At 47.4% G+C, this 13,356-nt stretch carries 14 protein-coding genes and 2 rRNA genes; 2 read left to right on the top strand and 14 right to left on the bottom strand.

Features of this window, described 5'->3' with window-relative positions:
* Nucleotides 1-8 precede the first annotated feature (8 nt).
* Nucleotides 9-887, bottom strand: a complete 879-nt coding sequence (locus CWE07_RS08515; protein WP_111569580.1) for a CpcT/CpeT family chromophore lyase — start codon at nucleotides 885-887, stop codon at nucleotides 9-11.
* Nucleotides 888-1,038: 151 nt separating this feature from the next.
* On the opposite strand from CWE07_RS08515, the gene CWE07_RS08510 reads away from it, so the two are divergent.
* On the top strand, nucleotides 1,039-2,052 hold the full coding sequence (locus CWE07_RS08510) for a WD40/YVTN/BNR-like repeat-containing protein (protein ID WP_126818993.1): 1,014 nt from the start codon (nucleotides 1,039-1,041) through the stop codon (nucleotides 2,050-2,052).
* Here CWE07_RS08510 and nqrM read toward each other — a convergent pair.
* From nqrM to CWE07_RS08460, 10 genes are all read right to left on the bottom strand, one after another.
* Complete coding sequence (gene nqrM, locus CWE07_RS08505) at nucleotides 2,049-2,279, bottom strand: (Na+)-NQR maturation NqrM (protein WP_111569582.1); 231 nt, start codon at nucleotides 2,277-2,279, stop codon at nucleotides 2,049-2,051. The two genes, CWE07_RS08510 and nqrM, sit on opposite strands and share 4 nt — an antisense overlap.
* A gap of 120 nt (nucleotides 2,280-2,399) precedes the next feature.
* Complete coding sequence (gene nqrF / locus CWE07_RS08500; RefSeq protein ID WP_111569583.1) at nucleotides 2,400-3,626, bottom strand: NADH:ubiquinone reductase (Na(+)-transporting) subunit F; 1,227 nt, start codon at nucleotides 3,624-3,626, stop codon at nucleotides 2,400-2,402.
* A gap of 42 nt (nucleotides 3,627-3,668) precedes the next feature.
* The gene (gene nqrE, locus CWE07_RS08495) at nucleotides 3,669-4,277 is read right to left on the bottom strand and encodes an NADH:ubiquinone reductase (Na(+)-transporting) subunit E (RefSeq protein ID WP_111569584.1); all 609 of its coding nucleotides are present in this window, start codon (nucleotides 4,275-4,277) and stop codon (nucleotides 3,669-3,671) included.
* Nucleotides 4,278-4,281: 4 nt separating this feature from the next.
* Nucleotides 4,282-4,914 carry an NADH:ubiquinone reductase (Na(+)-transporting) subunit D gene (locus CWE07_RS08490; protein ID WP_111569585.1) on the bottom strand — a complete coding sequence of 211 codons (633 nt, stop codon included), beginning with the start codon at nucleotides 4,912-4,914 and terminating at the stop codon, nucleotides 4,282-4,284.
* Nucleotides 4,914-5,684 (bottom strand): Na(+)-translocating NADH-quinone reductase subunit C, encoded by a 771-nt coding sequence (locus CWE07_RS08485; protein ID WP_111569586.1) that lies wholly within the window; start codon nucleotides 5,682-5,684, stop codon nucleotides 4,914-4,916. Before CWE07_RS08485 ends, CWE07_RS08490 begins: the two co-directional genes overlap by 1 nt.
* Nucleotides 5,677-6,879, bottom strand: a complete 1,203-nt coding sequence (locus CWE07_RS08480) for an NADH:ubiquinone reductase (Na(+)-transporting) subunit B (RefSeq protein ID WP_111569587.1) — start codon at nucleotides 6,877-6,879, stop codon at nucleotides 5,677-5,679. Before CWE07_RS08480 ends, CWE07_RS08485 begins: the two co-directional genes overlap by 8 nt.
* A 3-nt stretch (nucleotides 6,880-6,882) precedes the next feature.
* The gene (locus tag CWE07_RS08475) at nucleotides 6,883-8,223 is read right to left on the bottom strand and encodes a Na(+)-translocating NADH-quinone reductase subunit A (RefSeq protein ID WP_111569588.1); all 1,341 of its coding nucleotides are present in this window, start codon (nucleotides 8,221-8,223) and stop codon (nucleotides 6,883-6,885) included.
* Between the two features lie 223 nt (nucleotides 8,224-8,446).
* Nucleotides 8,447-9,625 (bottom strand): enoyl-ACP reductase FabV, encoded by a 1,179-nt coding sequence (gene fabV / locus CWE07_RS08470; protein ID WP_111569589.1) that lies wholly within the window; start codon nucleotides 9,623-9,625, stop codon nucleotides 8,447-8,449.
* Between the two features lie 140 nt (nucleotides 9,626-9,765).
* The gene (locus CWE07_RS08465; protein ID WP_111569601.1) at nucleotides 9,766-10,077 is read right to left on the bottom strand and encodes a BolA family protein; all 312 of its coding nucleotides are present in this window, start codon (nucleotides 10,075-10,077) and stop codon (nucleotides 9,766-9,768) included.
* A 71-nt stretch (nucleotides 10,078-10,148) separates the two neighbouring features.
* Nucleotides 10,149-10,787 carry an alpha-ketoglutarate-dependent dioxygenase AlkB family protein gene (locus tag CWE07_RS08460; RefSeq protein ID WP_241974108.1) on the bottom strand — a complete coding sequence of 213 codons (639 nt, stop codon included), beginning with the start codon at nucleotides 10,785-10,787 and terminating at the stop codon, nucleotides 10,149-10,151.
* 132 nt (nucleotides 10,788-10,919) lie between these two features.
* On the opposite strand from CWE07_RS08460, the gene CWE07_RS08455 reads away from it, so the two are divergent.
* Nucleotides 10,920-11,735 carry a hypothetical protein gene (locus CWE07_RS08455; RefSeq protein WP_111569591.1) on the top strand — a complete coding sequence of 272 codons (816 nt, stop codon included), beginning with the start codon at nucleotides 10,920-10,922 and terminating at the stop codon, nucleotides 11,733-11,735.
* Here CWE07_RS08455 and CWE07_RS08450 read toward each other — a convergent pair.
* The 3 genes from CWE07_RS08450 to CWE07_RS08440 all read right to left on the bottom strand — a co-directional run.
* On the bottom strand, nucleotides 11,732-12,589 hold the full coding sequence (locus CWE07_RS08450) for an SDR family oxidoreductase (protein ID WP_111569592.1): 858 nt from the start codon (nucleotides 12,587-12,589) through the stop codon (nucleotides 11,732-11,734). The two genes, CWE07_RS08455 and CWE07_RS08450, sit on opposite strands and share 4 nt — an antisense overlap.
* Before the next feature lie 333 nt (nucleotides 12,590-12,922).
* Nucleotides 12,923-13,038: ribosomal RNA gene (rrf, locus tag CWE07_RS08445) — 5S ribosomal RNA — on the bottom strand.
* Nucleotides 13,039-13,262: 224 nt separating this feature from the next.
* Nucleotides 13,263-13,356, bottom strand: a 23S ribosomal RNA gene (locus CWE07_RS08440); the annotation flags it as partial.

The raw sequence follows: 13,356 nt of genomic DNA, 5'->3' as shown, positions 1-13,356 counted from the left end.
AAAGCGCCTCACGGAAGAGGCGCTAGTTCGAAAGTCAAATTTGCCGACTCAAACTGAATCACCTGACCCAGCGGGTGTTCGACACTATGAATATAGTCTTGACGGGTAATATCATAGATTTTTAATTGCACGTAGTCATGCTCCCGCACTAACTCCAACTGATACCGCAATTCCAAACCACTGCTAGGGTCGATTAGGCCAATCAAGGTCCCTTGGTCATGTAAGTCATTGGCTAGCTCTACCTGCTGCCACTCACTATCATGACGCGGTCGGTATTGAATCTCACCAGCAAAATAGGTCAAGCGTTGAAAGTGTGTGCGGATATCGCTAGCGTCACGTGCCGCTAAGAATGCTTCGTCAGCGACTAACGTATCATCCACCCAAAGATTATTTCGGCTCAAACGCATGGTGGTTGCTACCCCAACCCGCACGTCCTGCCCTTGCACGACAAAGAAACAACGCCCAGGGTCTGTCGCGCCGATGAACTCCTCACCTTCTTTACGCCACTCATAACGGCAACCGGCCAAATGTTGCCAGTTATCCTCGTCTAACACATCGCCTAGTAGAAGTTCTGGTTCTAAATCGTAGACTTCTTGACGCCACCCCTGACGGCGCGGAGTAAAGCGCAGAATTTGCTGACGCAGCGGTAACGTTTGATCGAACAAATGAAACTGCTGAGCCAGTACCAGCACATCGTCATCATCATTATGCTCAAGGTTAGTAAACGTAAAGAGAACCGGCGAGTAGCCAGCCTCAGGATTACTAACTGTATATTGGTAATTGGAGAAATTACCCTCCAGCCAGTGCCAGGGAGCAGGCTCTGATTGTCCGGCACTAGCGCCGGTGGATAACAATATGGTTCCAAGAATGGTGACGATTCGTAGCATCTAGAATCCTATACTCGTAAAAAGGGAAAGTATCGCAACGCGGTTTGCAATCCATTGCTAATCCACACACGTAATGAATTGAATTAGCTTAATGCTATGCGACACTATACCATAGCCCTGAGTTCTGAAAAAAATTAGCTAAGAGGTTGTCATGTCCCATCCGTTGCAAATTATTTGCTCCACTGTCGCCCTATTTCCCTTAACGGTGTGTGCTTATGCTTCTGCAACACCGGTGGAGCTGCCATCAACCAGCACTGACGTGCAATGGAGCGCGTTATCGGCGAGTGACCAACAAATCATTTGGCTCGGTAGCAGCCATGGCCATATCGCACGTTCTGAAGACGGTGGTGCGAATTGGAGTGTTTCACAGCCTACAGGCAGCAATCCGTTACCGATTTCGCAAATTAAAGCTATCGATGATCGCCAAGCATTTGCCCTAACCCAAGGCAGAGGCACCGATTCACGCCTCTACCACACGCGCAATGGTGGCTTTAGCTGGAATCGTGTGTATCGGGCGAATGGCAGCGAGACCTTGCGCTGCTTTGATTTGATTCCAGATGCAGAAGCTTGGGTACTTGGCGATGGCCATAATGATAGTTGGCACGTCGTGCGCAGTACCAATGGCCGCCGCTGGCTGGCCTCTCGCAGTGGGTTTGACCAGAGCCTGCAGCCTGGCGAGGGTGCGTTTTCAGAATCTGCTAGTTGTGTGCACTACGCCAACGATACGTGGGCGATGGGTTCCGCTTACGGCGAATCAGCGCGGTTAATGCTAAAGTCCACCAACGCCTTACGCTTTAACGTGCATAGCACCCCTATTCGCGGACAACGCCCTGCAATTACCGCGGTTTACCCACTTTCCAATCGCGAGATATTATTCACCGGTGGAGACCTGGAAGATGAGAACGCGAGTGCAGTGATATGGCGTTGGCACAATCGTGAAGCGGAAGCGAGTGAAGTACAAGGTTTAAGCGGTGTACTGACTAATTTGCAGGTGCATGGAGACTACATTGTGGTCGCCAATCAAAGTGGCGTCGCATGGCGTCAGAGCCAAGGGGAAGAATGGCAACTGCTGGATACAGCAACACAGCAATTGAGCTGCGTTGCTGGCAACACATGTTTTAGCTTGTCACCTGAGTCATTATATCGCTTTGTGCTGAATGACTAGTTAATCTGGTTTTTCTGCCACTCTTTAATCTTTTTCTGGCGCTCATGTTTGGCCATGCGCGCCTTTCGCTCTTCACACGGGTTGTCACAATCGCACGCTTTCTCGATGCCCATTGCACCTAAGCCGCCACAGCTACCTGAAATACTTTTGCGTTGAATGATATACCCGATACCCATTGCAACAAAAACCACAAGCATCATCACGAAGACTAACAAAAATGTCTGCATTACAACCTCAATGCGTTAGAGAACTGGCGCTATTGTAACCCATTCCAGCCACCAAATTCACCTCAAAACTCAGAGATAAAAAAAGCCAGCAACTGCTGGCTTTTTCAACAAGGCGATTAATTAACCACCGAAGTCATCAAGCATGATGTTCTCGTCTTCAACACCTAAGTCTTTTAGCATGTTGATAACGGCCGCGTTCATCACCGGCGGACCACACATGTAGAACTCACAGTCCTCAGGTGCAGGGTGGTCTTTCAGGTAATTTTCAAACAATACGTTATGAATAAAGCCTGTGTAACCACTCCAGTTGTCCTCTTCAGTTGGATCTGACAAGGCAACATGCCATTCAAAGTTTTCGTTCTCATCAGCCAGCATGTCGAAATCTTCTACATAGAACATTTCACGCTTAGAACGAGCACCGTACCAGAAAGAAATCTTACGCTTTGAATTCAGACGACGTAATTGGTCGAAAATGTGCGAGCGCATTGGCGCCATACCTGCACCACCACCAACGAAGACCATTTCAGCTTCAGTTTCTTTGGCAAAGAACTCACCAAACGGACCTGAAATTGTAGCTTTGTCACCAGCTTTCAAGTTAAAGATGAAAGATGACATTTTACCTGGCGGCAGCGTCATATCATTAGGTGGCGGCGTAGCAATACGCACGTTCAACATAATGATACCTTCTTCCTCTGGGTAGTTAGCCATCGAGTAAGCACGGATAGTTTCTTCGTCCACTTTCGACTCGAGATCAAATAGCTTGAAACGCTCCCAATCGCCACGGTATTGCTCTTCGATTTCAAAGTCTTTGAACTTCACATGGTGCGCTGGGGCTTCAATCTGGATGTAACCACCCGCTCGGAAAGGTACTGACTCACCGTCTGGAATTTCAAGCACCAACTCTTTGATAAACGTCGCAACGTTATCATTCGAGCGAACTGTACAATCCCACTTTTTGATACCGAATACTTCTTCAGGAAGCTCGATCTTCATGTTCTGCTTGACGTTTACCTGGCACGACAAACGCGCACCTTCACGCGCTTCACCGCGAGAAATATGGTCACGCTCGGTTGGCAGAATTTCACCGCCACCCTCTTTAATGTGAACGATACACTGACCGCATGAACCGCCGCCACCACAAGCTGAAGATACGAAAATACCTGAGTTAGCCAAGGCACCTAACAATTTAGTACCAGGCTGAGTGGTAATTTTCTTATCTGGATCATCATTGATAATGATTTCTACGTCACCAGAAGGTACCAGCTTTGACTTTGCGAACATAATCACTAAGACCAAAGCTAATACGATAATGGTGAACAGGCCTACGCCAAGATATATTTCTTGCATCGACTTGTTCCTTTTATTCCTGTTTCGTTACAACCAAGGCTTTTACAGCGATACGCCAGAGAACGACATAAAGCCCAAACCGATTAAGCCAGTGCTGATAAAAGTGATACCCAGACCACGTAAACCGTCAGGAATATCCGCATATTTCAGCTTCTCGCGTACAGCCGCTAAAAGCGTAATTGCTAACGCCCAGCCAATACCACTACCAACACCGTAAACAATACTCTCGGTGAAGCTATAGTCACGCTCAACCATGAACAACACACCACCGAAGATGGCGCAGTTTACGGTAATCAAGGGAAGGAAAATCCCCAGTGCGTTGTATAGCGACGGCAAGAACTTGTCGAGTGCCATTTCAAGAATCTGTACCAATGCTGCAATCACACCGATAAAGGTCAAGAAACGCAGGAAGCTTAAGTCCGCATCAGCAAAACCAGCCCACGACAATGCACCTGGCGCCAATACATACGTATTGACCAAGTTGTTAATCGGTACTGCGATACCCAGTACAACGATAACCGCAACGCCTAAGCCCATTGCTGTAGTAACTTTCTTTGATACTGCTAAGAAAGTACACATACCAAGGAAGAATGAAAGTGCTAAATTTTCAATGAAAATCGTGCGCACTAGCATCGATAAATAATGTTCCATCTGCTTACTCCTTCGCTTCTACTTGCTCAGTGCGGAAGGTACGGAGTACCCAGATAAAGCCGCCGATAATAAAGAACGCACTTGGTGGCAATACCAACAAACCGACTGGCGTGTACCAGCCACCCTCTGTGACCAGAGGCAAGATTTGGATACCAAACAAGCTGCCTGAACCAAATAGCTCACGGAAGAAAGCAACGGTTAGCAACACGACAGAATAACCTAGCGCGTTACCAACACCGTCAAGCAATGACTTAAACGGTGGCTCTTTCATCGCAAATGCTTCTGCACGACCCATGACGATACAGTTGGTGATAATAAGACCAACGAATACCGATAGCTCTTGCGCGATGTCATACGCAAAAGCTTTCAGAAGTTGGTCAACTACTATAACCAATGACGCAATAATCGTCATTTGCACGATAATCCGTACACTCGAAGGAATGTGGTTACGAATTAATGAGATAGAGAAGTTTGACAGTGCCAATACAAAGGTCACCGCCAAACACATTACAAAGGTATTTTCTAAGCTACCGGTTACCGCTAGCGCAGAACAGACACCCAAGATTTGCAAAGCGATAGGGTTGTTGGCGAAAATTGGGCCAAACAACACCTGTTTCATTTCTTTTGCGCTCGCCATTACAGTTCTCCTTCACGCAACGTTCGCAGGAATGGACCATAGGCCGTTTCGCTAAGCCAGAATTGGAACGTGTTGTCCACACCATTACTGGTAATGGTTGCACCAGCCAACGCATCTACTTCGTTGTTTTCAGGGTTAGCACCCTTAGTGACACGAATTAGAATGTTGCCGTCCTCATCCACCGCTTGCTTGCCAATGAAATTGTTCACCCAACGCGGGTTCGTGATTTCACCACCTAAACCAGGCGTTTCTGCATGCTCGTAGAAGTTCAAACCAGCGATGGTCTGTGCGTCTGGCTCGAGTGCCAGCAAGGCATACATCATGCCCCATAAGCCAGCACCGCGGACCGGTAAAATATACGCTTTAACGGTCTCGCCATCTTCTTCATAAGCAATGTAGAACATTGTGCGTTGTTCTAAATCACGCACACCTGCGATGTCTTCACTACCACCTAAGCGACGTTTAACTTCGCCTTGGTTTTCAACGTCAGCAGCTTCTGCCAAGTCGTCTTCACCAGCTGAAGTCAATTCGTTGGTTTCAAGGTTTAAACGAAACTCGCGAACGCGCTGACTATAGATAGTCGGGATGTCTTGACCACGCGTGTCGATACCCGCGGTTTGCAATACGTTACGTTGCATTGCCAACGCTGCGTTTGCTTCTTGGCGGTCTTTCAAACCAACCGCGGCTCCCGAAACGACAATCGAACACACTAAACATAGCGCGATGATTACCGTAAACGTTTTTCCTAATGTCTCATTCTTATTAGACATGACGCAACTTCCTCCGCTTCACATTCGCCTGCACTACGAAGTGGTCAAACAACGGTGCAAATACGTTGGCAAATAGAATCGCTAGCATAATACCTTCTGGGAATGCTGGGTTAATGACACGGATCATCACGGTCATGAAACCAATCAGAATACCGTACGCCCATTTAGCACTGTTTGTATATGACGCCGACACTGGGTCAGTTGCCATAAACATCATACCGAATGCAAACCCACCTACTGCTAAGTGCCAGTACCACGGCATCGCAAACATATGGTTGGTATCACTACCAATCAGGTTCAGTAAACCTGAGAACAACACCATACCGACGAATACGCCGCCGACGATGCGCCAAGAAGCGATACGGAAATAAATCAGCGCCGCACCACCAAGCAATACCATTAAGGTTGACACTTCACCAACAGAACCTGGGATACGGCCTAAGAACGCGTCCCACCATAGCGCCATGTTGGAGTAGTCTAAGTCACCTTGGAAGGCTTGAGTTAGTTTCGTAGCACCCGCGTAACCGTCTACCGCAGTCCATACTTGGTCGCCAGAAATAGCAGCTGGGAACGAGAAGTATAAGAACGCACGACCTGTCAGTGCAGGGTTCAAGAAGTTACGGCCAGTACCACCGAAGATTTCTTTACCCACTACGATACCGAAGGTAATACCTAGCGCAACTTGCCATAACGGAATGGTTGCCGGCAGAATTAACGCAAACAGAACCGAGGTAACGAAGAAGCCTTCGTTAACTTCGTGCTTACGAATAGAAGCAAATAATACTTCCCAGAAACCGCCGACCGCGAAGGTAACCGCATAAATTGGCAGGAAGAAACAGGCGCCGTACCACATCATGGTACCCCAACCAGCATCAGCACCTAACTCACCGCCAAGGGCTTGGAACAGCCCTACTTGCCAGATTTCAGCTAATTGGTAACCGTCTAAAACAGCTAAGTTTGCTTGATAACCAACGTTCCACATACCCCAGAACATCGCAGGGAATGTCATCATCCATACGAAGATCATAATACGCTTCAAGTCGATGCTGTCACGTACGTGAGTCGTCGCTTTGGTCGTCATACCTGGGGTGTACAAAATGGTGGCAACCGCTTCATACAGTGCGTACCACTTCTCGTGCTTTCCACCTGGTTCGAACTGAGGTTCGATTTTCTCTAAATAATGCTTAATGCTCATGGCTTAGCCCTCTTTCTCAATCGTTGTGAGAACTTTACGAAGAGCGTTACCGAACTCATATTTGCCAGGGCAAACGTAAGTACATAATGCCAAATCTTCTTCATCCAGCTCTAAACAACCTAATTCCTGAGCGGACTCAAGGTCACCAGACACAATTGCACGCAACAACAAGGTTGGTACAACGTCTAGCGGCATAACGCGCTCATAGTTTCCAATTGGAACCATTGCACGCATTGAACCGTTGGTCGACGCGTTCATATCAAACTTTTTGTTCGGGAAAATATGACCCAAATACGCACGTGTAATTGAGTGCATCTCTTTACCCGGCCAAATCCATCCAAATGGTAGCTTTTCATTACCCTCACCAAGCAAAGACACTTGGTTATGGAAGCGACCTAAGAATGCGTGAGGACCATCCGCCTTATGACCGTTCAATACTGAACCAGAAACAACACGTTGGTTACCTTCTTTAACTTCACCTTGCAATAGATCGGTCAAGCTTGCACCTAAGCGTGTGCGCACTAGGCGAGGCTCAACTGCCGCAGGCCCTGCTACAGAAACAACGCGATCAGTAAATAATTCACCGGTAGTGAACAATTTGCCGTAGGCGATGACGTCTTGGTAGCTGATATGCCACACCTGGTAGCTGAAGCCCGCACCTTCCAAAAAGTGGATGTGGGTGCCGACATTACCTGCTGGGTGTGGGCCTTTGAATGTCTCGTGGGTAACAGGCGCGTCACCAAGCTCGATACCTGCATCAGGTGCCGAGGCAACGTAAACCTTGCCCTTAGTTAAGCGGCTAACGACTTTTAAGCCATCAACGAACGCTTGCTTTTGTTCGTTAATGACAAGCGCAGGGTCGCCCGCTAATGGATTCGTATCCATTGCGTTAACGAAAATGGCTTCAGGCTCGGCGTCTAACTTTGGTGAACGCGAGTATGGGCGAGTGCGCAATGCAACCCACATACCGGAATCAACCAAGTTAGTTTGAACCTGCTCGCGGCTTAAATTCAGAAGTTCTGCTGAACTGAACTTAGCAAACGTTTCTTGCTCGTTACCGTCGATATCAATGACGACCGATTGCAATACCCGTTTGGCACCACGGTTGATGGCTTTAACTACACCAGCTGCAGGAGCCGTGAACTTAACACCCGGATTCTTTTTGTCCTCAAAAAGAATCTGACCTTTCTTGACCCGGTCTTCGACCTGGACATGCATGGTCGGGCGCATTCCCACGTACTCTTCACCTAGTACAGCGACTGATTTGACGGTTTTACCGTCTTCAATAGTTTGTTGTGGCGCCCCAGAAATAGGGACATCCAAACCTTTCTTTATCGTAATCATACGCGTTAGCACTACTCAATTTAGGGAAGATTGAAACTTTATTTCAGCCTGAAGGCCAAATTCCATAATAAAAAAACGCAATCGCACCCTATGTGATAACGCAACAAAGCGCGCCACAAGAGTGCGTTTAAATTCTTCTTACACCTAAGTACGAGATTTTAGCATTTTTTTACATTGGCTTTCCATGCCAATGTGCTTGGAGCTTAAACCTCGGTGCAATATGTTACCATTTTACGCGCGGATCTACATCCTTATCGTAATCAACATTCTCAAACCCGAAGCCAAATAGGTTTAAAAAGTCCTGATGGTATTGTTTATAGTCAGCCAACTCATGAAAGTTATCTTGAGTGACTTGGTGCCAAAGGGTCTCGATTTTAGCTTGGGTAGCGTCATTAGTTTCTTTGCCATCCATGCGTAAACGATGCGCGTCATCTAAGCTCGGTGCGGGGTGATATAAGCCCTCGGTCAACAAGCGATAGGCCTGCTCAATACAGCCTTCATGCGTACCTTCTTCCTTCATCACGCCGTACATCAAAGAGATGTAAAGCGGCATGACCGGAATCGCAGAGCTCGCTTGGGTTACTAATGCTTTAAGAGACGAGACATAAGCGCTTAAATTAATATCTTGGTATTGGTGACGAAGAGCCGCCGCAGCACGGTCTAAATCTTCTTTTGCTTTACCAATAGTCGCATGCCCGTAGATAGGCCAGGTAAGCTGTTTACCGATGTATGTATACGCAGTTGTTTTGCAATCAGCGGCCAATACCCCAGCTGCGTGTAGAGCTTTTATCCAACGCCCCCAATCCTCGCCACCCATCACTTTAACGGTGTTATAGATTTCATCATCGTTGGCCGGCTCAAGGGTAATATCGTGAACCTTATCTTTGTCGGTGTCATACGTCTTCGTGGTGTATTGCTTACCAATCGGCTTAAGCGTTGAGCTGAATACTTCTCCGCTCTCAGGGTCTTTGCGCTTTGGCGATGCCAAGCTATACACGACCAAATCAACTTGACCTAAATCGGCTTTAATCGCTGCAATCACTTGGTCTTTAAGCTCGTCAGAAAACGCATCACCATTAATAGTTTTCGCATACAAGGAAGCCTTCTCTGCCGCTTGATGGAATGCTGCAGTATTGTACCAGCCCGCGGTGCCCGTGCGCTTTTCAGTCGGCTCTTTTTCAAAGCACACACCGAGTGTTTGAGCTTGGCCAGAGAAAGCTGCAACGATGCGAGTTGCCAAACCATATCCGGTTGAGCTACCGATGACTAATACACGCTTTGGCGCTGATGCTAGCGCTGGCTGCTGTTGCACATACTTAATTTGACGCTGAACATTCTCAGCACAGCCTTCTGGGTGTGCGTTTGTACAAATAAAACCACGAATTTTAGGCTTAATAACCATGAGATTTCCCTGCTGATTGGATCCGAATGACAGCTTATGCACCTGACATCAGCTTACCGTAGGACCTTTTTTTAACGTGGCGCTAGTGTAGCGCAAAGCACTGCGTGAACACATCTGATTTGCTGCCATTGGGAACAGCGCTACGGATCTAACTTGCTCCCCCCCAGACAGGCAGGAGATTGCGGCGCGTTTTGACGCTTGTACCATTCATCTGGGGTATAAGTGTGTAGCGCTAACGCATGAATACTACCAGCAAGTTCAGTAGCAAGTATCTGATTTACTTTACGATGCCGCGCCAGTAAACGCTCACCTTCAAACTGCTCTGTGACCAAGGTCACTTTGAAATGGGACTCAGTTGCTGGTCCCCCATGCATATGGCTTTCATTCGCCACTTCAAGAAACGTTGGCGCGAGCGCCGCTAATTTTTGTTCAATAATGCTTTGCATTGATATGTTCATAGAATTCCTTATTGTATATGTCAGCACTGTTACTGCCCAGCGAACCTTGGCGATGACTCTGATAGCTATAATTGGGCAACTTGGCGAAAGGTTAAGTTAATCCGCCCTTGGCTTATTCGTTTACGAGCTGGCAACGCATGCTGCCAAAAGTGTTGCATCGGTCCAGCCATAATTAAAAGACTGCCATCCTCGAGTTCTAGGTCAATACGCTTTGAAGTAATGCGGTGTTTTAGCTGAAACGTTCTGCTACTACCGACTGAAATTGACGCTATCGTTGGGTTGCGCCCAAGCTCTGGTTCATTATCACTATGCCACCCCATTTTATCGTGACCATCACGGTACCAGTTCGCAAGCACAGAGTTGAACACGAGCTGATCGTGCGCTAGCGCGTGGCGTAAACGTGATAGGCTCGATGACCAAGGTCTTGGCTGCATAGATTGGCCGGAGTAACGATAACTAGCCTCAGCGTCACCATACCAAGCTTGCAAACGTGGTATTCGATGTAACTTTCCAAACACCTTGATTTCATCTTGCTGCCATGCCAATTCATCGGCAAGCTGCTGATACCAACTGCTAACGCAATCGTGTTGTGACAACCAGTTGGGCACGTAGTAAAGCTCAGCGTCCACTATATCGATACGATACGAGCTAAATTGTGTACTTAACATTGAGCGACACACGCATATTGAAGTTGTCCATATCATACCTAACCTTAACGCTGCGATTCAATAAAGCGCAAAGCCTAAGCGGCATCATCATTTGCAGTTTATAATCAGCCCATCATTAACTGTCTGAAGCACTGAACGCTCAGATTCTGCTCCCACATTGAGGTTTAGATGAAAATACAATCTAAGTTAGTAACCAGCGCTGCATTTGTAACTGGCTTAACTTGGCTAATTGCCTTGCCAGCTGCAGCACAAAGTATTGAGTTAGAATGGCAACAAACTGCAAGTGACAGTTCACAGCCCATTAGCAAGTTCGACCATCAAGCAGTACTAGTTGACCTTCAAGCTGTTCTTCTAAGTGCAGAACAACGACGCTATCAACATACACAGAATTTAATTAACGATACGCACTTGAACCATATCAAAGTTGGCGGCCAGTATTTGTATACAGTCAATGACCACATTGCGTTGTGGCCACGGTTGCGAATTCTTGCAGGCTATCAGGGGAATTTAAAATCCGACAGCATAACTTATAACCCCCAATTAGTTGGAATTTGGCAAACCAACGAGCTATATGCTTGGGTTCTCGGCGCTGGTGTATTGGCCAACACCGCAGACACTCAATATTATCCAGTGGCCGGTATGGTTTTACATGAAAATGAAAGACACAACTGGAGCGGGCAACTGACTGTGCCGCAAGGACTTATTTCCTATCAGCTTGATACCAATTGGCTTGCCGATATCGGTTTAAAGTGGCAAACACGATATTATGGACTTGACCAAGATGAAGCTTTTCAAATTATGCGCAGCCAAGACATTTTGTTGTCCTTTGGCCCAAGATATACCCATTCCAGTCAAATTAACCTAAGTGCGCGGCTAACTTATGCATTCGAGCGCGAAGTGCGCTTTTACGGCGAAACGGGTGGGCTCGTTACCCACCCGTCTAGTGGATTTGGTTTCAGGCTAGCCATGAGCTATGACTTTTAACCATTCACCACAATGCCACCATTCAAGTGCAAAACCTGCCCCGTCATGTATGAGGAGTCATTGCACGCCAAATACACATAGGCCGGACCTAGTTCAGCCGGCTGGCCAGGCCGTTGCATAGGCGTATCGCCGCCAAACTCAGCGACAGTCTCTTCATCAAAAGTTGATGGAATAAGGGGAGTCCAAATGGGTCCTGGGGCAACTGCATTCACACGAATATTCTGTTCCGCTAAATTAATCGCTAGGGAGCGCGTGAATGCAGTCACCGCCCCTTTTGTCGCAGAATAATCTAATAAGATAGGATTACCCTTATAGGCGGTTACTGACGTAGTATTGATAATGGCTGAGCCTTCGGGCATATACTTTAAAGCACTCTGGGTTAAGTAGAACATCGCAAATACGTTGCTAGCAAATGTTTGTTGCAGCTGGCTCGGGCTAATTGACGTGATATCTTTTTGCGGATGCTGTTCACCAGCATTATTCACTAGAATATCTATCTTGCCCCACTTCTCATTTATCTTCTGTACCACTTGCTGACAAAATTCTGGCTCAGATAAATCACCTTTGATCGCGAGGGATTCAGCACCAATGTCGTCAAGCGCATTAGTGGTGATCTGCGCATCTTCGTCTTCATTTAAATACACGAAAGCAACCTGTGCACCCTCACGAGCGTAGTGCACCGCGACCGCGCGACCAATACCGCTATCGCCACCAGTAATCAAAGCAACTTTGCCCTGTAGTTTACTGGCTGCTTTATAATCTTGAGTATCATATTCCGGCTTCGGGCTCATTTGCTCCTCACGGCCAGGTCGTTGCTCTTGTTGCTGTGCTGGGGGCGTGGTGTTTAAAGTCATAATGTCTCCCTCATCCATTTAGATAACTGAGTTAGGTGTTAGCGAAATAAAAGTGCTACGAGAATAAGCCTAGCTCCGCCGTGATGGTGTGCAGGAATTTTACATATCTTTGCATGGACGTCTTCAGTTCGGCGTGTGGGTTTGATATGCGGCAGGCGGGGCATGTGTTGGTTTGGTGGTGGGTTAGGTTTTGTTTTGCGGCATGTGTTGGTTTGGCGGTGGGTTGGGGTTTTGTTGTGCGGCAGGCACGGCATGTGTTGGTTTGGTGGTGGGGATGGGGCGGGATGCAAATAAAAAACCCCAGCCTTTTGGGCTGGGGTTGTTTATTTGGATGCCTGGCGGTGTCCTACTCTCACATGGGGAGGCCCCACACTACCATCGGCGCTGACATGTTTCACTTCTGAGTTCGGAATGGATTCAGGTGGTTCCACGTCGCTATGGCCGCCAGACAAATTCGGTTCAACTTTGACAAGCTGTTGTCATTTAACATTCAAAGCCTTATATGGCTCTGAATTTGAGATTCTCTACCGGCAGGCGAAGCCTGCCCTACGTTTTCACGTACCCACATGTCCGTTTCCAGCCACGTGTTCGGTAACACCCACACATTCGTGCAGAGTCATATCACTTGATGTCATCACTACTTCATTCCAACACCATAATGCTTTGGTGTTGTATGGTTAAGCCTCACGGGCAATTAGTACGGGTTAGCTCAACACATTACTGCGCTTCCACACCCCGCCTATCAACGTTGTAGTCTTCAACAACCC

It is taken from the genome of Aliidiomarina maris (assembly GCF_003987335.1).
GTDB classification, from domain to species: Bacteria; Pseudomonadota; Gammaproteobacteria; order Enterobacterales; family Alteromonadaceae; genus Aliidiomarina; species Aliidiomarina maris.
The sequence above is the reverse complement of the archived record's forward strand: the minus strand, read 5'-3'. Positions and strand labels throughout refer to the sequence as shown.

What these genes read in the sequence shown, in the direction of transcription:
- nqrF (WP_111569583.1), bottom strand. Translation starts at nt 3,626, where the DNA reads ATGCAAGAAATATATCTTGGCGTAGGCCTGTTCACCATTATCGTATTA.
- nqrM (WP_111569582.1), bottom strand. Translation starts at nt 2,279, where the DNA reads ATGCAGACATTTTTGTTAGTCTTCGTGATGATGCTTGTGGTTTTTGTT.
- CWE07_RS08475 (WP_111569588.1), bottom strand. Translation starts at nt 8,223, where the DNA reads ATGATTACGATAAAGAAAGGTTTGGATGTCCCTATTTCTGGGGCGCCA.
- CWE07_RS08485 (WP_111569586.1), bottom strand. Translation starts at nt 5,684, where the DNA reads ATGTCTAATAAGAATGAGACATTAGGAAAAACGTTTACGGTAATCATC.
- CWE07_RS08450 (WP_111569592.1), bottom strand. Translation starts at nt 12,589, where the DNA reads ATGACTTTAAACACCACGCCCCCAGCACAGCAACAAGAGCAACGACCT.
- fabV (WP_111569589.1), bottom strand. Translation starts at nt 9,625, where the DNA reads ATGGTTATTAAGCCTAAAATTCGTGGTTTTATTTGTACAAACGCACAC.
- CWE07_RS08490 (WP_111569585.1), bottom strand. Translation starts at nt 4,914, where the DNA reads ATGGCGAGCGCAAAAGAAATGAAACAGGTGTTGTTTGGCCCAATTTTC.
- CWE07_RS08510 (WP_126818993.1), top strand. Translation starts at nt 1,039, where the DNA reads ATGTCCCATCCGTTGCAAATTATTTGCTCCACTGTCGCCCTATTTCCC.
- CWE07_RS08515 (WP_111569580.1), bottom strand. Translation starts at nt 887, where the DNA reads ATGCTACGAATCGTCACCATTCTTGGAACCATATTGTTATCCACCGGC.
- CWE07_RS08460 (WP_241974108.1), bottom strand. Translation starts at nt 10,787, where the DNA reads ATGATATGGACAACTTCAATATGCGTGTGTCGCTCAATGTTAAGTACA.
- CWE07_RS08480 (WP_111569587.1), bottom strand. Translation starts at nt 6,879, where the DNA reads ATGAGCATTAAGCATTATTTAGAGAAAATCGAACCTCAGTTCGAACCA.
- nqrE (WP_111569584.1), bottom strand. Translation starts at nt 4,277, where the DNA reads ATGGAACATTATTTATCGATGCTAGTGCGCACGATTTTCATTGAAAAT.
- CWE07_RS08455 (WP_111569591.1), top strand. Translation starts at nt 10,920, where the DNA reads ATGAAAATACAATCTAAGTTAGTAACCAGCGCTGCATTTGTAACTGGC.